Source organism: Polaromonas sp. CF318 (assembly GCF_000282655.1).
Taxonomy (GTDB): Bacteria; Pseudomonadota; Gammaproteobacteria; order Burkholderiales; family Burkholderiaceae_C; genus Polaromonas.
Genome location: NZ_AKIV01000090.1, coordinates 1 through 20,584 on the forward strand (window position 1 = coordinate 1; position 20,584 = coordinate 20,584).

Below are 20,584 nucleotides of genomic sequence, written 5' to 3' on the forward strand. Positions count from 1 at the left end.
CTTACCGGCTGCCGCCATAGTCCGCCAGCAGCCCGGGCAGCGCCCGGTCGGCGATCTGCATCTGCTCGGGGCTGAATTGGGCCAGCAACACTTGCGCGGTGGCATCCAGCGTCGCCAGCATGTTGGAGCGCCTTTGCGCGTCGGCCAGCAGGTACTGGAAGGCGTCTTTCGCGGTCTGTTCGTCCACGATGCGCGGGCCGGCCGGGCCGCTGGTCGCCATGTCCAGGAAACGCCCACGGAAATTCTCCCAGGCCGGGCCTTGCTCGCGCGTGATCTGCAGCGCCACCCGCAGGTCAAACAGCCGGCGGCTGACCTGCTCCCAGCGCGACTGGGTGCGCGGCGCCTGCGGGCCTTCGGCCTGGGCCTCGCCGGGGCGATGGGGGCGCGCGCCCCCGGTGTTGTACGGGCCCCCGGTGCTGTATTGGGCATGGCTGGCGCAAGCCAAACCCGCCAGCAGCAGGGCGGCAGCCCCCGCCCGCCAGTGTGCCGATGAAATATGCATATCCTTTTCCTGTGATGGTTTGCGCCTGGGCCGCGCCCGGCTATTTCAAAACGCTTGCGCGTCCAGCTTGTAGTGTCGCGGTAAAGCAGGCGTAAATCTGCGCCATCCAGGATATGAATCATCCGCAGATGTTTTGTTTCAATCTGCGTAAATCTGCGTCATCTGCGGATTTGAATGTGTCCCCAGCTGCCGCGGCTTGGAAACAGGGCATCTGCGGACGTGGCCGCTTCTCGTTTGTCTTGTTTTCGCCAATGTGCGCTATCTGTGGATATAAATCATCCGCAGATTACGCAGATTTACACAGATTAAATAAACACAAGGCATCCGCGGATCTGAATGGATCCGCAGGTAGCACAGGTTAAAACAAGGTCTGCTCAGCTGTCCGCCCGGATGCCCCGCAGCATGATGATGCCGCCCAGGTTGCGCGTGTCGGCGCGCATGCGGGTGCGCAGGCCTTCGGCCGTGGAGGGCGCCGGCTGCCAGCCCACGGTGATCAGGCGCTGGCGTGTGTCGCCGGTCTTGAGCGCGTCTATCACCGCCGCGCCCAGCTTGTCGCGCACCGCGGCCGGCAGCGAGGCCGGGCCGGCCAGCGCCGTGAAGAGCTCCATGTCCGCGCCCATGATGCCCACCTCGCGCAGCGTCGGCAGCTCGGGCGCCAGCATGCTGCGCTGCTCCGAGGTCACGCCTATCACCTTCATCTTGCCGGCCTTGACCTGCTGCATCGCCAGGCCCGGCGGCAGCAGCGCCGCCTGCAGCTGGCCGCCCAGCATGGCGGTGATGATCTGCGGGTTGCCGGGGTAGGGCACATGCATCACGCCCAGGCCGCCGCTGCGGCTCTTGATCAATTCCATGCCCAGGTGGCCCGGCGTGCCCGCGCCCGGCGAGCCGTAATTGGCCTTGTCGCCCTGGTTGCGCAGCCAGGTCAGCCACTCCTGGGGCGTGGTGCCCTGCGCGAAATTGCTCACCACCATCACCATGGGCGTCGTGCCTATCAGCGCGATGGGCGCCAGGTCCACGGCCGGGTCGTAAGGCGCCATCGGGTTCAGCAGCTTGGCGATGGTCAGCTGGCTGTTGTTCATCACGCCGAAGGTGTGCAGATCGGTCGCCTTGGACACCTGGTCGGCCGCGATGATGCCCGAGGCGCCGGCTTTGTTCTCCACAATCACCGGTTGGCCCAGGGTTTTTGACAGCTGCTCGCTGATGGAGCGCGCCGACAAGTCCTGCACCGAACCCGGCGGAAAGCCTATCAGCAGGCGTATCGGTTTGGTCGGCCATTCGATGGCCACCGGCGCCGCGGCGGCGGGCTTCGCGGCCGCGGGCTTGGCGAGTGCCAGCTTGCCGCTGGCCGCATTGCCTTGAGGGGGATTGGCCTGGGCCCAGGCGCCGGACGATGCCGCCGCAAGGAATGCCTGGGTGATGAGCAGCGCGCGCCGTGAGAGAAGTCGTGTCATGAGAAGCCCTCTGTTGGAGTGAAGAAGAAACCAGACCGCTGTGGGACCCAGGGACTCCAGACGAATTTTGGCGGGGCGCCGCTCCCCGGCTGCCTGCCCGCGCCGCCATGCCCGCAGCCAATGCTGCGGGCCGCCCGGCGCTCGCTCCCCTCGCTGTGATCCCGCCCTGTGATGCAAACCATTGTGTTGAGCGGCCCGTGCAGCGGTCAACCTGTTAGCCCTGACAGGGTTTGGCGGCAAAAGGGGCGTGGGCGGGGAGGGCCGGCGTTCCGAAACGCTATGTATACAGACGAAATGCCGGCCCCGGGCGGCCGGTGTCAGGAATGACAGTGACGCGTTAGGCTGCGGCCGCGCTGTTGTGTGTTTGTCACGCGCGAAAGCGCGAGGAGCTGCGTGGGTTTTTTGTGCCCTAAGCCATTGGTTTGCTGGCGCTGCGCGGGCTGGAGAACTATTGGCTAGCGCCCGACAATCGCCTTCCAGTGCTTAGGCTCCACCGGCGTGATCGACAGCCGGTTGCCCTTGCGCAGGATGATGAGCTCTTCGAGCTCGGGCCGCGCGCGCAACTCCGGCAAGGTGATGTTGGGAATCTTCTTGACGACCTGCACATCCACCAGCAGCCAGCGCGGCTCTTCGCGTTTGGATTTGGGGTCGTAATAAGGCGACTTGGGGTCGAACTGCGTGGGGTCAGGGTAGGCCGTCGACGCCACACGCGCGATGCCGACAATGCCCGGCTCGGCGCAACTCGAGTGATAAAACAGCACGCCATCACCGACCTTCATCCCGTCACGCATGAAGTTGCGTGCCTGGTAGTTGCGCACGCCGACCCAGGGGACTGTCGAATTTTTCGCCGCGAGTGCATCGTCGACCGAGCACTCTTCGGGTTCGGATTTCATGAGCCAGTAGCTTGTCATGGGGTGGCCTTGATACCAGGGATTGGGACGGAGCAGAGCTTAGCGGATCGACAGGGCAAAGAAAAGCCGATCCCGCAGCCGAGGCTGCTTGACAGCGCAGAACTTCTTGAATAAAGTCATTAACAAATAAGTTAATAAGTAAACGAACAGATGGCCGCCTCCCTCGACAAAATCTTTGAAGCCCTCGCCTCGGGCCCCAGGCGCCAGATCCTGGCCTACCTGACCGAGAAAGAGCTCAGCACCACGGAGCTGGCCGAGCGCTTTGCCATGAGCACGCCGGCGGTTTCGCGTCACCTCTCGGTGCTTGAAAACGCCGGCCTGGTGAGCAGCGAGCGTAGCGGGCAGTTTGTGCTCTACAAGCTCAACGGCGACAGCCTGGTCAACAGCCTCACGGGCTACGCCTTTGAACTCTGTCCGGTCGCGAGGCCCTTGAAGCGGGAACGCGTCGCAGCCAAAACACAAAAAGCCAAGTAAGTAACAAGAAGAGAGGGACTCATGCTGAATCTCACGCAGGTGGTTGAAACGTTTCCATCGGTTCGCATTCCATCCGAATCGGGCGGCCTGGCCGTCGAGGTGTCCCTGATTGCGCAGATAGGCCATGGCGCCGGCAATCATCTGTTTGCCAGCGTGGCATCCAGGCAGCGGCAGCACAGCGCATTTGTTGATGAGCTCGATGAACCCTCGGCCAAACTGGGTGGCACCGATTTCTCCAAAGGCGACGCCACCTCGCTGTATTCCTTTGTCGTGGGCCCCAAGGGCCATCCGTTTCATCGCCATGCGGGACACCGCATCTTCACGGCGGTGTCGGGCAGCGGCGGGGCCCAGTTGCGCTTTTCGAGCGCGTCGGAGCAGCAGATCCAGGAAGACCCGCACAACTTCATGCGCGCCCTGCGCTTTGTGAACATACCGCCGGACTGCCTGTTCACCGTGCGCTTTGGCGGTGAAACCTGGCACCAGTTTTCTCCGCTTTCGCGCAACTCCCTGCACCCGGTGTTTTTTGCCTTGTCTTGCCATACCAATGAGTTGGGAGGCAATTTGTCGGAGGCTTTGAAAGAAGATGTGCTGGCCAATAAGGCGAGCATCCCTTCGTTGACGGAGCTGTTGCCCGATGCGGTGAAAGCGCTGCTTGAGGCCAAGGACTTCAAGGCCGATGCCGTGCCGACCACCACCTTGTCATTGGACGCCCCACCCGGAACCTTCCATCGCGTGGTCTGCAACACCGTGCGCAGCGGCGCGGGTGTGATGAGGGGCCTGTGGGGTTCGTGGAAAGGGGCCTCGGGCTTCCTGTCGCATGGCGGATCCGCCCGAAGCGTGAAAGAGCTCAGCAGCCCACCGGCCGATTCCTTGCTGCTGGAGCAACTGAGCGGCTTGCGAGTCCATCATGAAGACACTTTTCGACTGCGCGTGACCGGTACCAACTTCGGGAACACCAGCGCCGCGAATCTGCTGGCCGCGGTGCTCGAGGGTTTTATGCTCAACGCACCCAGCGGTGTGTCCAACCTGATGGCGCTGCGCAACGTGCTGGTCAAACCCCTGGGCCTGCGCACGTCGCCCTTGGGCTGCCCGGTGTCCTCGCTGCTGTCACCCGACACCAGCAACCTGTTCGTCAACCGCTATCCGGTGCTGGGCCAAAGCACCAATGCCGGCGACAGCAAGGCGCAGGTCATCCTGGGCGCCAACGACAAACATTTGCTGTTCCGGTCTTGCGTGAGCGTGGAAATCGTCGACAAACACCATGTGGACGTGATGCTGGGCACCCGGGTTCATTGCAAGAATTTCTTCGGCCGCTTTTACATGGCGGCGATTGATTACGTGCATCGCCACTACGTCACACCCACCATGCTGAGGCTGGCGGTGGAATATGCAGTGGTTCAGGAGAAAGAGCCGGCTGTACCCGCCAAACTGGTGACGGCTTAAGGTGCCATCGTCCGGTCGTTGATGACCCTGTTGCAACGCTAGCGCTTCGCCATCCACGCGGCCGTGGTGTCGCACAGTTCCTCGCGCACCTGCACATCGGCGCGGCCTGAACGCACCAGCACATGGAAGGCATGGTCGGCGCCCTCCACGATATGCAGGCTGGCCTTGTTGCCGAGCTTGGCCGTGGTCCGCGTGATCAGGCCCAGATCAGCGAGGGCATCGCGCGTGCCCTGCAGAAAAAGCATGGGCAGCTTGACGTCCGCCAGGTGAGCGGCGCGTTCGGTGGAGGGTTTGCCGGCCGGGTGCAGGGGGAAGCCCAGCAGCACAATGCCTTTTACGCCAGGCAAGGGCTCGGCCGCCTGCGCCTGCGTGCTCATGCGCCCACCGTAGGACTTGCCGCCGGCAAACAGCGGCACACCCGGCATATGTCGTGCCGCTTCGGCGACCGCCGCGCGGATCGCCGCATGTGCAAGGGCGGGGGCGTCCGGGCGTTTGGAGCCTTGTTCCATGAACGGAAAATTGAAGCGCAAGCTGGCGATGCCGCGTTCCGCGAGGCCCTGGGCAATCGCCTCCATGAAGGGGTGGTCCATGCCCGCGCCGGCGCCGTGGGCAAACACATAACAAGCCTTGGCGTTGACGGGTGCCTGCAGCAGGCCGGAAGTGGTTCCGCCGGAAGGCAGCGTGATGGCCAATGAAATGGGGTGTGTCGACATCAATGGAAGCGGGCTGGATTGTGCCGCCCATTACAACTCATACCCGGGGTTTTGGCGCAGGGTCGGCGATCCCGGGCGGCAGGCGGTTCAGCAGCCAGCGGATCGCCAGTGGAACCAGGACCAAGTCGTCGGCAATGCCGATGACGGGCAGGATGTCGGGGATGACATCAATGGGTGAGAACAGGTAGAGCGCAATGGCCGCGGTACCCCATTTCAGCCAGGCGGGTGCTTCGGGGTGGCGCAAGGCCGTCCACAGCCGCCGTGCATCGCCGCGTATCAGTACCCAGAGCAGGGTCAGACGTTTGAACATGAAAGCTCCTTGGGTGAAGGTGCAGGCCCGGCGGGCCGCTGGCATCCAGATGGTGCTGCTTGCACGGGCTGCAAGGGCATTGGCCGGGCGTTACATTCGTGCGGCTTGTTCGTTCTTGCTCCTTCCCCCAGCGGAGGAAGGGGGTGAGGGGAAGTCAGTGCGCCAGATCGGCCACCAGCTTGTCCGCCGCCTGTACAGCCTCATCGCGCGTGGGCCAGGTCCTGTCGCTGTCGTGCAAGGGCGGCAGCGATTCAACGTGGACAACATCGATGTACCAGGGACCGTCAGGCAGATGGCACAGCCTGGCCATGTAGTGCCTGCCGTTGGCGACGCCTGGGACGTATTCCTCAATCGGTTCGGGTTCGTCTGCTTCTTCTGTTTCCGGGTTCATCGCGTTTCTCTCCAAATCCCGATTATCCGCAACCGGGTAGCGCTAATTCTTGAGACTCACCCCCAGCGCCGCGAGCTTTTTGGCGTAGGCATCCCTGCGTTTTGCGGCTTTGTCTGCCGTCTCGACGGCCATCTGGATCGCCTTGGGTCCTTTTGTCGCGACCGTTTTGATCAATCCGGCTTTGTGGGCCGCCTCGGCCTCCGCCTTCCTGAAAGTGGCGATGAGCTCGGCATGGGCAGTGGATGAATTCATAAGCTACCTCTTTGCTGACTTTATTGGCTTTACTGGCGACCTGCACCTAAGGTTCAAAGCGCAATTCGACCGCGCCGACCCCCATTACCTCGCCACGTACCGGAACGCCCAGCGGGGCGTTCAGCATCCCTGTGCATGAGCCGGTGGTCACGATCTGGCCCGCGCGAAGCGGCTGGCCGCGCTGGGCGCAATGCAGGGCGAGCCATGCCAGCAGGCGCCAGGCATCTTGCGCCGGATTGCCGCCGCGGGTGTGGGCCGCAACGGTACCGTTAAAACTCAGTGAGGCCTCCACCATGCGCAAGTCCACCTGCGCGGGCGCCAGCGTCGACGGGCTGCCCAGCACCAGCGCACCATGGCACTGCAGGTCGGCCAGCTGGGCCAGCGGGTCGGCGACGTGGCCCTCCGCCAGCCGGCTTTCCACCACTTCCATGGCCGGCAATACCGCGTCAAAGGCCGCCGCCACTTCCTCGGTGGGTAACAGCCTGCCCTGGGGATCCAGGTCGCGGCCCAGCCGGAAAGCGACTTCGACCTCCATGCAGCGCCATCGCCAGGCAGGGCCTGTGAGCGTCACGCCTGAGGCGTGGATGCCCGAGGCGGGCAGGGGTGCGCAATGCGGTTCGGCCTGCGGGCTTTTGGCGCCCACCTTCCGGCCGGCGATGGGGCCAATGGCTGCGAGCGTCGCGTCCTGGATGGCGTAGGCACCGGCGCGGTCGGCGGGGAGGATGTCGCGCCAGGGCGCGGCGGGGCCGCCGGTTCTGGCGCTTATCAGCAGTTGTGCGGTTTGTTGGGGAGTCATGCAGGTTCGCGGCCTGGTTTCTTCAAGGTAAAACTGAGGTTTTGCTTTTTTACCTTGAAGATGTAATACACGGGCCGCTCTGTCCGGCAGGCCAGGGGCCTAGCGGGTGACCATAAAGCCGATCATGGCCGGCCGCCCCGGCAGCCGCAACTCGGTGGAAACCTCAGGCGTCTGCGCCAGCAGCTGCCCCTTCTTCCACACCTTCAACCGGTTCGCCCGCAGCCGAATCGCCTCCACCGGGTCGCGCGCCTGCAGCAGCACAAAACTCGCGTCGCATCCCACCTCCAGGCCATAACCCTGCAGGTGCATGACCCTGGCGGCGTTGACCGTCACCGCGTCAAAACACTGGCGTATCCCTTTCTGGCTGGTCATCTGCGCCACGTGCAGGCCCATATGGGCGACTTCGAGCATGTCGCCCGAGCCCATGCCGTACCAGGGGTCCATCACGCAGTCGTGGCCGAAGGCGACATTCACGCCGGCGGCCATGAGTTCGGGCACGCGGGTCATGCCGCGGCGTTTCGGGTAGGTGTCGTGGCGGCCCTGGAGCGTGATGTTGATCAGCGGGTTGGCAGTCACGCTGACGCCGCTTTCGGCGATCAGGGGCAGCAGCTTGGAGACGTAGTAGTTGTCCATGCTGTGCATGGAGGTGCAGTGGCTGCCGTTGACGCGGCCCTGCAGGCCCAGGCGCTGGCTTTCAAACGCCAGGGTTTCGATGTGGCGCGAGAGCGGGTCGTCGGACTCGTCGCAGTGCATGTCGACCAGCAGGCCGCGTTCGGCGGCGATCTCGCAGAGCAATGTCACGCTGGCGGCGCCGTCGGCCATGGTGCGTTCAAAGTGCGGGATGCCGCCCACCACCTCCACGCCTTTGTCGAGCGCGCGTTTGAGGTTGTCGACGCCACCCTGGCTGCGCAGCACGCCGTCCTGCGGGAAGGCGACCAGTTGCAGGTCTATATAGGGCGCGACCTGTTTTTTGACTTCCAGCAGCGCGTCGACGGCCAGCAGGCTGGGGTCGCTGGTGTCGACGTGGCTGCGTATGGCCAGCAAGCCCTTGGCGACGGCCCAGTCGCAGTAGGCGAGGGCGCGGTTTATAAGGGCTTCGGCCGTCAGCAGCGGCTTGAGCTCGCCCCACAGTGCGATGCCTTCCAGCAGCGTGCCGCTTTGATTGACGCGCGGCAGGCCGTAGCTCAGCGTAGCGTCCATGTGGAAATGGGGGTCCACAAAGGGCGGGCTGAGCAGGTAGCCGCCCGCATCTATGGTTTCGTGGGCCGGTGCCTGCAGGCCGGCTTGAACGGCGGTGATTTGGCCGTTTTGCACGGCGATGGAGATACCCGTGCGGCCGTCGGGCAGGGTGGCGTTGGTGATGAGAAGGTCGAGCATGGCGTGGGGCCTCAAACAACGGTTGTCACGGGGCAGGTATCTGCTGTGTAGCATAGACCTGATGGAAAAGATGCAGACCGGATTGCCCGCGGACGCCGCACAAACCTTCATCCGTGATGGCTATTTGCGCATCAACCATGCCTTCCCGCGCGAATTGGCTGCCGCCGGCCGCGAGATTCTCTGGCGTGACACAGGCTGCGATCCGCGGGACCGCAGCACCTGGACGCGGCCGGTGGTGCGCCTTGGCGACTATGCCCAGGCGCCCTTTGCGCAGGCCGCCAACACAGCGGTGCTGCACGGCGCCTTTGACCTGCTGGTCGGACCCGGCCGTTGGCTGCCGCGCGGCAGTTTGGGCACCTTCCCGGTTCGTTTCCCGTCGCCGGATGATCCGGGCGATGCGGGTTGGCATCTGGACATGAGTTTTGCCGGCAAGGATAGCGATCCGTCGGACTTCTTTTCGTGGCGTATCAACCTGCATTCGCGCGGACGGGCGTTGCTGATGCTGTTCCTGTTTTCGGATGTGGGGCCGCAGGATGCACCTACACGCATTCGTGTCGCTTCGCATCGCATCATGGCGCGCCGCCTTAAGGACGCCGGGGACGAAGGCCTGTCCTTGCGCGAGCTGCTGGTGGACGGCTTCGACGATACGGCGGACTGCGACACGGCCTTGGCTGTCGGCCCGGCCGGCACGGTGTACCTGTGCCATCCCTTTACCGTGCATTCGGCCCAGCCTCATCACGGAACAGAGCCGCGCTTCATGGCGCAGCCACCCCTGCTGCCGCGGGAACCGCTTGAGCTGGAGCGCAAGGAGGGCACCCATTGGCCGCTGGAGCAGGCCATCCGCGAGGCGCTGCTGGAGGGCCGGGCCTGAGTTTTTATCGTTCTGCACGCTGAGGGGCATGCAGATCCGCGGACCAGCGCGCGCGGGGCAGGCGGTAGATGCAGCAGCGCCGCTCGGGGCTGTCCGCGGGGTAAGCCCAGTGGTCGAATTCGTCGCCAGGGCTTTCCTGCATGCCCAGGCGCTGCATGACGGCGCGCGAGCGGGTGTTGCGCAGCGTGGTCATCGCGACGATCTCCTGCAGGCCCAGGGACTCGAAGCCGGCGCGCAAGGACAGGCGTGCCGCCTCGGTGGCCAGGCCCAGGCCCCAGAAGCGCTGCGCCAGCCGCCAGCCGACTTCCACGCAGGGGCCGAAAGGCAGTTCGGGGTCGGGAATGTGCAGGCCGGTAAAGCCCGCGAATTGTGGCGCCGCGCCTTCGGCCAGGTAGTCCATGGCCCAGAAGCCCCAGCCGCGCTCCTCGATCTTGCGGCTCATGCGGTCTATCCAGGCGTCGCTTTGGGCGCGGCTGAGCGGCGCCGGAAAGTGGCGCATGACCTCGGGGTCGGCCGTCATGGCGGCAAAGGGGTCGCGGTCGGCGTCCTTCCAGGGGCGCAGTTGCAGGCGCGGGCTGGCCAGCAGGCCCGGCGCGATGACGGTGGCATTGCCGGGCGCCCAGGCAATGGGCGCGGCGTCCAGGCCGCCGGCCAGGGCGTCCAGCAGCAGCTGGCGTTCGGCCTGTTTGCGGGCGGTTTTTTCATTGAGGAAAGCCGGGTCGGTGCTTTCCGGTTGGCGGCTGCGCATCAACGCTCTCCCTTGCGATAAGGTTTCATCAGCGCCTGAGGATACGCCGCCTTGCGCGCCACCAGCACGAGTGCCAGGATGGACAGCAAATAGGGCAGCATCAAATAGATCTGGTAGGGCACGTTAACAAGGCCGGCCGTTTGCAGGCGCAGCTGCAGCGCGTCAAAAAACGCGAACAGCAAGGCGCCCAGCAGCGCCTTGCCGGGCCGCCAGGAGGCGAACACCACCAGCGCCACACACACCCAGCCGCGGCCGTTGACCATGTTGAAGAAAAAGGCGTTGAAAGCCGACAGCGTGAGAAAGGCGCCGGCCACACCCATCAGGGCCGAGCCGGCGACGATGGCGGCGGTGCGAGTGGCTGCGACCGAAACACCCTGGCCTTCGGCGGCCTGCGGGTTCTCGCCGACCATGCGTATCGCCAGGCCGGCCGGCGTGCGGTAGAGCAGCCAGCTGACCAGCGGCACCAGGGCCAGGGCCAGCAGGGTGAGCGGGGTTTGCGCGGCCAGCACGCTCAAACCCGTGCCGTCCAGCCAGTGCATGGGCGCGAAGGGCGTGACGGTGGGCGGTGTGTCGACCTTGGGAAAGCTCACGCGGTAGCCGTAATAGCTCAGCGAGGTGGCCAGCAGCGTGATGCCCAGGCCGGCGACATGCTGCGACAGCGCCAGGCCCACGGTGAGGAATGCGTGCAGCAGGCCGAATACCGCGCCGGTCAGCGCGGCCACCATCACGCCCAGCCATAGCGGCGCGCCGGCGTAGACGGCCAGCCAGCCGCTGAAAGCGCCCGCGACCATGATGCCTTCGATGCCGAGGTTGAGCACGCCGGCGCGCTCGCAGAGCAGCACGCCCAGGGTGCCGAGGATCAGCGGTGTGGCGATGCGCAACACTGCGATCCAGAAGGGGGCGGCCGTCAATATGTCAAGCATATCGGTCATGGCTTGCGTCCCAACACCACCCGGTACTGCGTCATCAGCGTTGCCACCAGCACCGAAATCAGCGAAGCCGCAACGATCACGTCGGCGATATAAGTGGGCACGCCGACGGCGCGGCTCATGGTGTCGGCGCCCACCAGCACGCCGGCCACAAACACGGCGGCGGCGACCACGCCCAGGGGGTTGAGCGCGGCCAGCATGGCGATGACGATGCCGGTGTAGCCGTAGCCGGGCGACATGTCCAGGGTGACATAGCTGGTGCGGCCGGCCACCTCGATGGCGCCGGCAAGGCCGGCGAGCGCGCCCGAGAGCAGGGCGACCAGCACCACGGTACGGGTGACGGGCACGCCGGCAAAGGCCGCCGCCCGGGTGTTGGCGCCCATGGCACGTATGTCAAAACCCAGCACCGTGTACTTGAGCAAGGCCCACAGTGCCACGGCCAGGCCCAGGGCCCAGAACAGGCCGGTGTGGATGCGCGTCTGCTCAATCAGTTTGGACAGCTCCAGCTCGCCCACCAGCGCCACGCTTTGCGGCCAGCCCATGGCGGTCGGGTCTTTCATGGGGCCGTCCAGCATGGCCGAGACAAACAGCAGCATCACAAAATTGAGCAGCAAAGTGGTGACGACCTCGTCGACGCCCAGCCGCGCTTTCAGCAGCGCCGGCCCGAGCAGCAGCAGGGCGCCGGCCAATGCGGCGGCCAGCATCATCAGGCCGAACAATAGCCAGGCAGGCAGCTCAAAGCCGGTGCCGCCATGCAGACCGCCCACGGCCACGGCGGCCAGCGCGCCGGCATACAGCTGGCCTTCGGCGCCTATATTGAAGAGCCGCGCCTTGAAGGCCACGGTGGCGGCCAAACCGGTGAGGATCAGCGGAATCGCACGGGTCAGGGTTTCGCTGAGCGCGAAGACCGAGCCAAAACCGCCCTTGAACAGCAGGCTGTAGGTTTGCCCCAGCGGCGCGCCGGCCCACAGCACCAGCAGCGCGCTGACCAGCAGGGTGAAGGCGATCGCGGCGATGGGGGCCAGCAGCAGGGCGAGCCTGGAAGTCTCGGTGCGTTTTTCCAGTCTCATGGCTGTGCCTCGTGGGCGCCTTGGGCGCCCGCCATGGCCAGGCCTATGGCCTCGCGCGTCCAGGCTTCGCCGGGCAAGGCTTCGGTGAGCCGGCCCGCGTGCATCACAGCCACGCGGTCGCCCAGCGCGATGACCTCGTCGAGGTCGTCGGAAATCACCAGCACGGCCGCACCGGCGTCGCGCGCGGCAATCAGCTGCTGCTGCACATAAGCGACCGCGCCTATGTCCAGGCCCCAGGTCGGCTGGTGGGCAATGATGAGCTGGGGTGGCTGCGGCGCGGTTTCCGTGGCGGAAGAAACCAGGGCGCGCCCCAGGATCAGCTTTTGCATATTGCCTCCCGAGAGCGAACGCGCAGCTGTCTGCGGCCCGCCGCCTCGCACGTCAAACTCGCGCACGATGCGCGCCGCATGCGCTTGCGCGGCCTGGCGTTTGACCCACAGCGCCTTCGAAAACGCCGGGCTGCGCAGGCGCTCGGACACGGCGTTTTCCCAGACGCAGAGGTCGCCGACCACCCCCACGCCGTGCCGGTCTTCGGGGATGCGCGCCACGCCTTGCGTGACCAGCCAGGCGGGGGAGGCCTTCATGGGCCGGCCCTGCAGGCTGACCGTGCCCCGGTTGGCCTGGCGCATGCCGCACAGCAGCTCGGCCAGCGCGAGCTGGCCGTTGCCCGACACGCCGGCAATCGCGACGATCTCGCCGGCCTTGAGCTGCAGCGAGACGCCGTCCAGCCGGTCACGCCCGGCGTCGGCGGTGCTGACGGCGTCCAGCGTGCAGACCGCCGCGCCCGTGGCCGGCGCGGGCCGGCGCTGGGCGGCCGCGACGGCATGGCCGACCATCCACTGCGCAAGCTGGGCCTGGCTGGTGCCGGCGGCCGGCGCCTGGGCCACGAGCTTGCCCGCGCGCAGCACGGCCACGCGCTGCGAGACGCGCAGCACCTCGGTCAGTTTGTGGCTGATAAAAATGATGGACAGGCCCTGGGCCACCATCTGGCCCAGGGTGTCGAACAGCGCCTCGCTTTCCTGCGGCGTCAGCACGGCCGTGGGTTCGTCGAGGATCAGGATGCGCGCGCCGCGGTACAGGGCCTTGAGGATCTCCACACGCTGGCGCTCGCCGACCGAGAGGCTGCCGACCCTGGCATCCGGCGAGACCGGCAGGCCGAAGCGCTGCGCCACGGCCAGCAATCTGGCGCGCGCCGCGGCGCGGCGCGAGAACAGCTGCCACAGCGGCTCACTGCCCATCATCACGTTGTCGAGCACGCTGAGGTTGTCGGCCAGCGTGAAGTGCTGGTGCACCATGCCTATGCCGGCATCGAGTGCCGCGCGCGGGTTGCCGGGCGGCAGCGGCTTGCCGAAGATCTCTATGCTGCCTTCGTCGGCCGTGTAGTGGCCGAACAGGATGGAGACCAGCGTGGACTTGCCGGCGCCGTTCTCGCCCAGCAGCGCGAGGATTTCGCCGGCATGCAGGTCCAGCGAGATCGCGTCGTTGGCCAGCAGCGGGCCGAAGCGTTTGGTGATGCCGGTGAGGCGAAGGACGGGGGCGCTCATGATGCGGCGGGCCGCAGCTTGCCGCAGAACGACTGAATGGCCAATGCGGCAGGAGCCGGCGAGACTTGCAAGAGGCAATGCGGCCCTCTTAGTTTCACAATCTCCATGGCGGGGAGATCTTGTCTCAGCGATTCAGCAGCAGAAGCAGGAACCACGTGGTCTTGTGTCGCTTGCAGATACATCACCGGTACGCGGAGTAGTTTGAGCTTGTCCCTCATATCCACACGAAGAACCTCCTGGGCCCGCCTGGCCATAGCTTGCGGCGAAAGCTGCCGAAGTGCCTGCTCGAGAGCGCTTCTCAGCGGGGTAGAGGCAAATCTACCGAGCAAAAAAGGGCTGACGAGGCGGGTCAACATATGCGGGGGGATTTTCCGGGACACCCAGTTGTCCACAAAATGAGAGACAAAGGAAAAGGCGGGGCGGGGATTTCGCGCAAAAGTACAGCTCAGGATCACCCCACGCAAACCGGCCGGCCGGGTGGCTGCAATGGAAATGGCCAAAGGCCCGGAAAAAGATTCACCCAGCAATACGAATGGCGCTGTGGTCATGCGCGCCAGGATGAATGTGTGCAGGTCGTCGTAGCCCAGCGCCTCATGTCCAGGGTAGCGGACGACTTCGACTTGCATGGATGGCGCCAGTGCGTTGACCAATGGCGCCAGCAAATCTCCCGTGCCATCCATTCCGGGCAGCAAGACGAGCCGTAGAACAGGGTGGAAGGGCGCGGTCATCCGAAAGAAGTAAGGTTTGGCAACGTGGCTTTCAGATCAGCAGGGGCGGCGGCACCGGGGGACTGCGGATGCTCAGCCGAGGGATGCCCAATGGTCATGCCGGTCGCGCCGCTCCTGGCGGTAGTTGGTGATCTCCAGGCGAAGGCCGTCGGGGTCCGTGAAAAAGGTGGCCCAATAGTCCGGTGCGTATTCGCTGTGGTTGTGCGGTTCGCTGGCGTTGATGCCCGAGGCCTGCAGCAGCCGCGCGCATTCGGCGACGTCTTCGACACTGTCTACGCGCAGGCAGAAGTGATGAAGGCCAGGCGAATACGCGTCGTGCCCGGTTTGCGAGCGGGCCGGCCGCAGCACATAACCGAAGTGGCGGTTGAAATACTGGATGTGCGGGTCCTCGCCAATCGTGAAGGTATTTTTGCGGCAACCGAGCGCCTTGAGCATGAGCTTGTCGTAGAACACTTCCGACGCTGCCATGTTGCTCACGGCAATGTAGATGTGGTCGATCCCGGTGAGTTCGGGCATGCTATTTCCAGGCTGCGAGAAACGCCAGCAGCACTTTTGCCGAATTGTCGGCGGCGATACCCATAAAGGTGACCATTTCATTGGCGCCTTCGCCGCCGCCGGCCAGGTCGCTGAGGGAGCGGAAGGCGATATAGGGCACGTTGTTGCTATAGGCCACCATGCCGACGGCGGCGGTTTCCATGTCGAGCACATTGGCCCCAAAGGTCTTGAAGGTGTATTCGCGGAAGGCGGCGTTGTCGACAAAAGCCTGGCCGGAGACGCCGTTGCCGCCGACCCGGAGCTGCGGCCTGTGCGTGAGGCAGACGCCGGCCTTGCAGGACTCCAGCGCGATGGAGCCCAGGCCGCGGGCCGTTTCCAGCATCCTGGGGTCGACGGCGAACCAGAACTTGCGCACAGGCGCCGGGCTGGCCGCCGTGCGGGTTTCGACGGGACGCGGGTGCAGCATGCCGAAGGGCGCCAGGGTCTGGGCTTCCATGCGCGGCGGGATGGTGTAGCGGCCGGGCGCGGTTTCACGCGCCATCAGCACCTCGAGGTACTGGCCCCACTGGGCCGGCACGCTGACGTCGCCGATGTGCAGGCTGGGGTCGACGCCGCCGGCGATGCCGCTGAAGACGATGGCCTGGACGTTGAAGCGGTCCAGCACGAGCTGGGTGTTCATGGACGCGTTGACCATGCTGATGCCGGAGAGAAACAGCACGACCGGCTTGCCCTGCAGCGTGCCGGTGCTGAACTCGACGCCGTTGATGCGGTGCCGGGCCGGTGTTTGCAGCTGCCGCAGCAGCAGGGTGAGTTCGGGCTCGAAGGCCGAGATCACCGCGATGCGCGGCGTGTCGTCCAGCCGCACCGGGGTGCCGACAGCCGACGAGGTGGCGCAACCGGCCAGGCCCAGCGCCAGCAGCCCGGCGATGAAAAAAGCCGCCAGCCTGGACCGAAGCACGCGCCGCAGGCAAAACAGGTCATGCATACGGCGTGCTTCCGGGTTCAGGTTTTACTTGGCAGTCGATTTCGGCTGGCTGTCATCGACCTTGACGGTGTATTTGCCGTCGAGGATGTCTTTTTCCTTGGCCTTGACCTTGGCGACGATGGCCGCGGGCACCTTCTTCTCGAAGGTGCCCAGTGGAGCCAGTTCGGAGCCCTTGTGCTTCATCATCGAATACGGGCCGTAATCCTCGGCCGTGAACTTGCCTTCCTTGACGAGCTTGATGGCGCGGTCAATGCTGGGCTCCATGTTCCACAGCGCCGAGGCGACCACGGTGTCGGGGTATTTGTCCTGGGTGTTGATGACGTTGCCGATGGCCAGCTTGCCTTTTTCCTTGGCCGCGTCGCTGACGCCGAAGCGCTCGGCGTACATCACGTCGGCGCCTTTGTCGATCATGGCGAAGGCGGCTTCCTTGGCCTTGGGCGGGTCAAACCAGCTGTTGATGAAGCTCACGCTGAACTCGACCTTGGGGTTGGTTTCCTTCGCGCCGGCCATAAAGGCGTTCATCAGGCGATTGACCTCGGGAATCGGGAAGCCGCCCACCATGCCTATCTTGTTGCTCTTGGTCACGCCGCCGGCAATCATGCCCGTGAGGTAAGCCGGCTCCTGGATGTAGTTGTCGAACACCGAGAAGTTGGGCGCCTGCGGCTTGCCCGACGAGCCCATCAGGAAGGAGACCTTGGGAAAATCCTTGGCGACCTTGCGGGCCGCGGCCTCGACGGCAAAGGCCTCGCCGACGATCAGCGTGTTGCCGGCCGTGGCGTATTCGCGCATCACGCGCTCGTAGTCGGCGTTGGAGACGTTCTCGGTGGCCTTGTATTCAATCTCGCCGCGGGCCTCGGCGGCTTTGAGCGCCTTGTGCAGGCGGCTGACCCATTGCTGTTCAAACGGCACGGTGTAGAGCGCGGCGACCTTGGTCTTGGCCTGGGCGAATGCCAGACCGGGCAGGGCGAGGGCGGCAGCGGTGGCGGTGGCGAGCAGGACGAGCTGGCGGCGCTTGAAACGGGCGGCTTGAAACATGGGACTCTCCGGGTTGGTGGGTTCAGTTCAGGAAAAACAGCGGCAAGAAATCAAGAGGTCACCGGCTCCCGCTTTTTCAAGCCGAGGCCGCGGAACCGGCTTTGCCGGGCCGCTGGCGCAGTCCCCTGCAAGGGGAGAAGGCGCTACACGCAGTGAGCGTCCGACAGGGGTGTTCATTTACTTGGTTCCGAAAATTCTGTCGCCTGCGTCGCCCAGGCCTGGGAGGATATAGCCGTGGCTGTTGAGCTCGCGGTCAATGGCGGCGGTGTAGATGGGCACATCGGGGTGCGCGGCCTGCAAGGCCTTGATGCCTTCGGGGCAGGTCAGCAGGCAGACGAACTTGATGGACTTGGGATTGAGTTCCTTGAGCCGCTCGACGGCCGCGATGGCCGAGTTGCCGGTGGCCAGCATGGGGTCAACGACGACGATGTCGCGCTCTTCCATGTCGTGCGGCATCTTGAAGTAGTACTCGACGGCCGTCAGGGTTTTCGGGTCGCGGTACAGGCCGACATGGCCCACGCGCGCGCCGGGCACCACGCTGAGCATGCCTTCGAGGATGCCGTTGCCGGCGCGCAGGATGGAGACAAACACCAGCTTCTTGCCGTCTATGACTTTGGAGGTGGTTTTTTCGAGCGGGGTTTCGATCTCGATGTCCTGCATGGGCATGTCGCGTGTGACCTCATAAGCCATCAGCATGCTGAGCTCGTTGAGCAGGGTGCGGAAGGTGTTGGTGGAGGCGTCCTTGCGGCGCATCAGGGTGAGCTTGTGCTGCACCAGGGGGTGGTCTACCAGGTGGACTTTGTCGCTGCGGGTGGTCGTCATGTGTGTGTATGCCTCTTCGTTCGTGTGCCTTGCCCGGTTTCCAGAGAAAAAATTTCGGAAAAATCTCAGAAAACCGTGCCGTCGCTTTCGATGTTCAGGGGCGGCAAACCCTGATGCAATTGCTGTGCCAGTGCGCGCCCCGCGGCCCAGGTGCCGCCTTCAAGCACGCGGGCCAGCGGCATCTGTTCGGCCGTCAATCCTAACTGCTCGCGCACCATGGGCGCGAGTTCGTCCAGCAGGGCCACGGTCAGCGCGCGCCATTCCACAATGAGTTCGTCACCGGCCTGGTGCAGGCGCTGGGCCTGGGCCGGGTCCTTGAACAGCAGCACGCCGGCGTCCAGGAACAGGCCGCCGTTGCGGTACTCGGGCAGGCCGGTCAGGGCGTCCAGCCCGTTGACCTGCACGCCGGCCCATTCAAAGGGTTCGAGCAGCGAATAGGTGAGCCACTGCGAGAGTTTGTGGAAAGGCATCCAGCCCTGGCTGGGCCCGCTGTCGGCCTCGCCGGCCGCAGGGTGGCGCCAGCAGTCGCCCAGCGGGATGTTGCCCAGCATGTTTTGCGCCGGCCAGATGGACGACAGGCCGGTCAGCAGTATGGACAGCAGCTCATGCGCCTCGACGGTGTTTTTGCCGGGCAGTACCAGCACTTCAAACAAATGCCCGGGGCGGCCGCGCGGGCCGAAGAGTGCGGGCTGGTCCTGCAGGGCCTGGCCCAGGCGGCGCAGCAGCGCCGCGCGGCCTTCCAGGCCTACCAGCGGGTTGCCCTCGCTGACCTGGAAGGCGGCGGCCAGCTGTTCGGCCGTGACGGCCTTGAGGCCGGCGGCATCGGCCTGCAGCGGGTACTGCGGGTCGCTGGAGAACATGCCGGCCATAAAGGCATGGAAGCTGGCCACGCCCAGGCCTTCGGAACGGCTGTATTCGCAGCCGGGCCGCTCGCCCTCAGGGGCTTCAAGGTAGCGCCACTGCGGGCCGGCGCCGGCGTCCAGCAGCACGCTGACCAGGGCCAGGTCGATCTGCGCGCGCGCGCGGCCGGCCGGCGTTGCGGAGGCCAGGGCCTCATTGAGCATCGCGGGGCGTTTGATGCCACCGGCCTCGAAGTGGCGCCAGCGCGAGTGGTAGGGAATCTCCAGGTTGGGGTAGCGGGCGCGCGTGATTTCGGCGACCAGGCTGGCGGCGGTGGCCATGGCGCCGTCGTTGACGCTGAACCAGGCCGATTCGCCGCGGCGCGCGCGTTCAAGCAGGGCGCGTGCGCGCGTGCGTATGGTGGCGGTGGAGCGCAGCTCGGCGGCGGCGCCTATGCCGCGCAGGTTGCCGGCGATGGTGTAGGTGGCGTTGGCCGGTGGCGTGTTGGCTTCAGGCATCCAGCCCCCGGCCCTTGGCTTTTTTGAGTTCCTCGGCATCGGGCACGGCGCCGGGCGTGAAGTAGCCGGCGGCCATCTTGGCGTCCATCTCGACCTGGGCGTCGGCCGGGATCAGGCCTTCGGGGATGTTGACGCGCTCGACAACCTCGATGCCGGCGCGCGTGATGGCGTCGTATTTCATGTTGCTCATGGAGACCAGCCGGTGGATTTTGCGTATGCCCAGCCAACTCAGCACGTCGGGCATCAACTCCTGGAAGCGCATGTCCTGCACGCCGGCCACACATTCGGTGCGGGCGAAGTACTGGTCGGCGGTGTCGCCGCCGACCTGGCGCTTGCGCGCGTTGTAGACCAGGAATTTGGTGACTTCGCCCAGCGCCCGGCCTTCCTTGCGGAAATAGGCCACCAGGCCCACGCCGCCGCGCTGCGCGCCCTGTATGCATTCCTCGATGGCGTGCGTGAGGTAGGGGCGGCAGGTGCAGATGTCGGAGCCGAAAACGTCCGAGCCGTTGCATTCGTCGTGCACGCGGGCGGTGAGTTCGATCTCGGGATTGGCCAGGTCGCGCGGCTTGCCGAATATGTAGGCGGTGAGGCCACCGATAGGCGGCAGGAACACCTCCAGGTCGCTGCGCGTGACGAGTTCGGGGTACATGCCGCCGGTTTCCTCGAAGAGCACGCGGCGCAGATCGGTCTCGCTGCAGCCGAAGCGCCGGGCGACCTCGGGCAGGTACCAGACCGGCTCGACCGCAACCTTGGTGACCACGGCCGCGCCGCCGGCCGTGAGGTATTTGCCGTCGGCCTTGAGGCGCCCGGACTGCAGGGCCTCGATGACCTCGGGCAGGATCACGTGGGCCTGCGTCACCGCGATGGTGGGGCGTATGTCGTAGCCCGCGGCCAGCTCGGCCGCGAAGACGTCGGCCACGGTGGCGCCCCAGGGGTCCATGGCGGCGATGCGGCCGGATTCGCTCCACTGCGGGTAGGGGCCTATGACGTCGGTGGGCGAGGTGTTGGTGAGGTCGGCCTTGTGTTTGGCCGACAGTGCGCCCGAGGCGACGGCGAGCGCGCGGTAGACGCTGTAGGAGCCGCTGTGCGTGCCGATGACGTTGCGGTGGCTGCGCTTGGTGGTGGTGCCGACCACCGGGCCGCGTTCGGCCGGGGTGGCTGCACCCCAGTGGATGGGTATCGCGCCGGAACCGCCGGCGTGCGAGGTCAGCCGGATGTGGGAGGTCGATGTGTTGGAGGCGGCGGGCGCAGCTCCCGGGGAAGAACCAGGTGCGCCGGAAGACGGGGCGGCAACTTCAGCAGGCATTGCGTATCCTTCAAAAAAACCAATGTAGCCATGCGTGCCGGGCTTGACAAGCCCGCTGCCTGCCGGAGGTCGT

The 20,584-nt window shown here is 65.4% G+C and carries 23 protein-coding genes; 3 read left to right on the forward strand and 20 right to left on the reverse strand.

The genetic code is table 11. The features are described from left to right. Position 1: 1 nt before the first annotated feature. From PMI15_RS16920 to PMI15_RS16930, 3 genes are all read right to left on the reverse strand, one after another. Positions 2–502, reverse strand: a complete 501-nt coding sequence (locus PMI15_RS16920; RefSeq protein ID WP_007871753.1) for a hypothetical protein — start codon at positions 500–502, stop codon at positions 2–4. Between the two features lie 374 nt (positions 503–876). Further along, positions 877–1,953: a tripartite tricarboxylate transporter substrate binding protein gene (locus tag PMI15_RS16925; RefSeq protein WP_007871754.1), complete on the reverse strand. Its 1,077-nt coding sequence runs from the start codon at positions 1,951–1,953 to the stop codon at positions 877–879. Positions 1,954–2,408: 455 nt separating this feature from the next. Beyond that, on the reverse strand, positions 2,409–2,864 hold the full coding sequence (locus tag PMI15_RS16930) for an EVE domain-containing protein (RefSeq protein WP_007871756.1): 456 nt from the start codon (positions 2,862–2,864) through the stop codon (positions 2,409–2,411). A gap of 150 nt (positions 2,865–3,014) precedes the next feature. Here PMI15_RS16930 and PMI15_RS16935 point away from each other — a divergent pair, with 150 nt between their 5' ends. Together PMI15_RS16935 and PMI15_RS16940 are read left to right on the forward strand one after the other, a co-directional pair. Further along, positions 3,015–3,338, forward strand: coding sequence for a metalloregulator ArsR/SmtB family transcription factor (locus PMI15_RS16935; RefSeq protein ID WP_007871758.1), 324 nt, complete (start codon positions 3,015–3,017; stop codon positions 3,336–3,338). A gap of 21 nt (positions 3,339–3,359) precedes the next feature. Beyond that, positions 3,360–4,781, forward strand: coding sequence for a DUF2867 domain-containing protein (locus PMI15_RS16940; RefSeq protein ID WP_007871759.1), 1,422 nt, complete (start codon positions 3,360–3,362; stop codon positions 4,779–4,781). 38 nt (positions 4,782–4,819) lie between these two features. Here PMI15_RS16940 and PMI15_RS16945 read toward each other — a convergent pair whose 3' ends face one another. The 6 genes from PMI15_RS16945 to PMI15_RS16970 all read right to left on the reverse strand — a co-directional run bounded on the left by PMI15_RS16945 (position 4,820) and on the right by PMI15_RS16970 (position 8,620). Continuing rightward, positions 4,820–5,494, reverse strand: a complete 675-nt coding sequence (locus PMI15_RS16945; protein WP_007871760.1) for an alpha/beta family hydrolase — start codon at positions 5,492–5,494, stop codon at positions 4,820–4,822. Between the two features lie 37 nt (positions 5,495–5,531). After that, entirely contained in the window at positions 5,532–5,804 is a 273-nt protein-coding gene (locus PMI15_RS16950; protein WP_007871761.1) for a YkvA family protein, read from the reverse strand. Positions 5,805–5,958: 154 nt separating this feature from the next. After that, positions 5,959–6,195 (reverse strand): hypothetical protein, encoded by a 237-nt coding sequence (locus tag PMI15_RS16955; RefSeq protein ID WP_007871763.1) that lies wholly within the window; start codon positions 6,193–6,195, stop codon positions 5,959–5,961. A 42-nt stretch (positions 6,196–6,237) separates the two neighbouring features. Then, on the reverse strand, positions 6,238–6,447 hold the full coding sequence (locus tag PMI15_RS16960) for a hypothetical protein (protein ID WP_007871765.1): 210 nt from the start codon (positions 6,445–6,447) through the stop codon (positions 6,238–6,240). Positions 6,448–6,493: 46 nt separating this feature from the next. Continuing rightward, entirely contained in the window at positions 6,494–7,243 is a 750-nt protein-coding gene (locus tag PMI15_RS16965) for a 2-keto-4-pentenoate hydratase (RefSeq protein ID WP_007871767.1), read from the reverse strand. 99 nt (positions 7,244–7,342) lie between these two features. Continuing rightward, complete coding sequence (locus tag PMI15_RS16970) at positions 7,343–8,620, reverse strand: amidohydrolase family protein (RefSeq protein WP_007871768.1); 1,278 nt, start codon at positions 8,618–8,620, stop codon at positions 7,343–7,345. Between the two features lie 61 nt (positions 8,621–8,681). Here PMI15_RS16970 and PMI15_RS16975 point away from each other — a divergent pair, with 61 nt between their 5' ends. Beyond that, entirely contained in the window at positions 8,682–9,491 is an 810-nt protein-coding gene (locus tag PMI15_RS16975; RefSeq protein WP_007871771.1) for a hypothetical protein, read from the forward strand. Positions 9,492–9,495: 4 nt separating this feature from the next. On the opposite strand, the gene PMI15_RS16980 is transcribed toward PMI15_RS16975, so the two are convergent. The 11 genes from PMI15_RS16980 to PMI15_RS17030 form a co-directional block, all read right to left on the reverse strand. Then, positions 9,496–10,239, reverse strand: coding sequence for a GNAT family N-acetyltransferase (locus PMI15_RS16980; RefSeq protein ID WP_007871773.1), 744 nt, complete (start codon positions 10,237–10,239; stop codon positions 9,496–9,498). Next, a complete protein-coding gene (locus PMI15_RS16985; RefSeq protein ID WP_007871776.1) occupies positions 10,239–11,171 on the reverse strand; it encodes an ABC transporter permease in 933 nt (310 codons plus the stop codon). The genes PMI15_RS16980 and PMI15_RS16985 overlap by 1 nt, the downstream gene beginning before the upstream one ends. Continuing rightward, positions 11,168–12,238 (reverse strand): ABC transporter permease, encoded by a 1,071-nt coding sequence (locus PMI15_RS16990; protein WP_007871778.1) that lies wholly within the window; start codon positions 12,236–12,238, stop codon positions 11,168–11,170. The genes PMI15_RS16985 and PMI15_RS16990 overlap by 4 nt, the downstream gene beginning before the upstream one ends. Continuing rightward, complete coding sequence (locus PMI15_RS16995) at positions 12,235–13,782, reverse strand: ABC transporter ATP-binding protein (protein WP_007871779.1); 1,548 nt, start codon at positions 13,780–13,782, stop codon at positions 12,235–12,237. The genes PMI15_RS16990 and PMI15_RS16995 overlap by 4 nt, the downstream gene beginning before the upstream one ends. Next, entirely contained in the window at positions 13,779–14,408 is a 630-nt protein-coding gene (locus tag PMI15_RS17000; RefSeq protein ID WP_238541144.1) for an alpha/beta fold hydrolase, read from the reverse strand. Before PMI15_RS17000 ends, PMI15_RS16995 begins: the two co-directional genes overlap by 4 nt. A 174-nt stretch (positions 14,409–14,582) precedes the next feature. Next, positions 14,583–15,026, reverse strand: coding sequence for a VOC family protein (locus PMI15_RS17005; protein WP_007871781.1), 444 nt, complete (start codon positions 15,024–15,026; stop codon positions 14,583–14,585). Position 15,027: 1 nt separating this feature from the next. Next, entirely contained in the window at positions 15,028–15,990 is a 963-nt protein-coding gene (locus tag PMI15_RS17010; RefSeq protein WP_007871782.1) for a 5'-methylthioadenosine/S-adenosylhomocysteine nucleosidase, read from the reverse strand. Between the two features lie 24 nt (positions 15,991–16,014). Beyond that, a complete protein-coding gene (locus PMI15_RS17015) occupies positions 16,015–17,025 on the reverse strand; it encodes a BMP family protein (protein ID WP_007871784.1) in 1,011 nt (336 codons plus the stop codon). A gap of 177 nt (positions 17,026–17,202) precedes the next feature. After that, positions 17,203–17,847 (reverse strand): uracil phosphoribosyltransferase, encoded by a 645-nt coding sequence (upp, locus tag PMI15_RS17020; RefSeq protein ID WP_007871785.1) that lies wholly within the window; start codon positions 17,845–17,847, stop codon positions 17,203–17,205. Between the two features lie 65 nt (positions 17,848–17,912). Next, complete coding sequence (locus tag PMI15_RS17025) at positions 17,913–19,205, reverse strand: URC4/urg3 family protein (protein ID WP_007871786.1); 1,293 nt, start codon at positions 19,203–19,205, stop codon at positions 17,913–17,915. Beyond that, the gene (locus PMI15_RS17030) at positions 19,198–20,511 is read right to left on the reverse strand and encodes a GTP cyclohydrolase II (protein WP_007871787.1); all 1,314 of its coding nucleotides are present in this window, start codon (positions 20,509–20,511) and stop codon (positions 19,198–19,200) included. Before PMI15_RS17030 ends, PMI15_RS17025 begins: the two co-directional genes overlap by 8 nt. Positions 20,512–20,584: the final 73 nt, after the last annotated feature.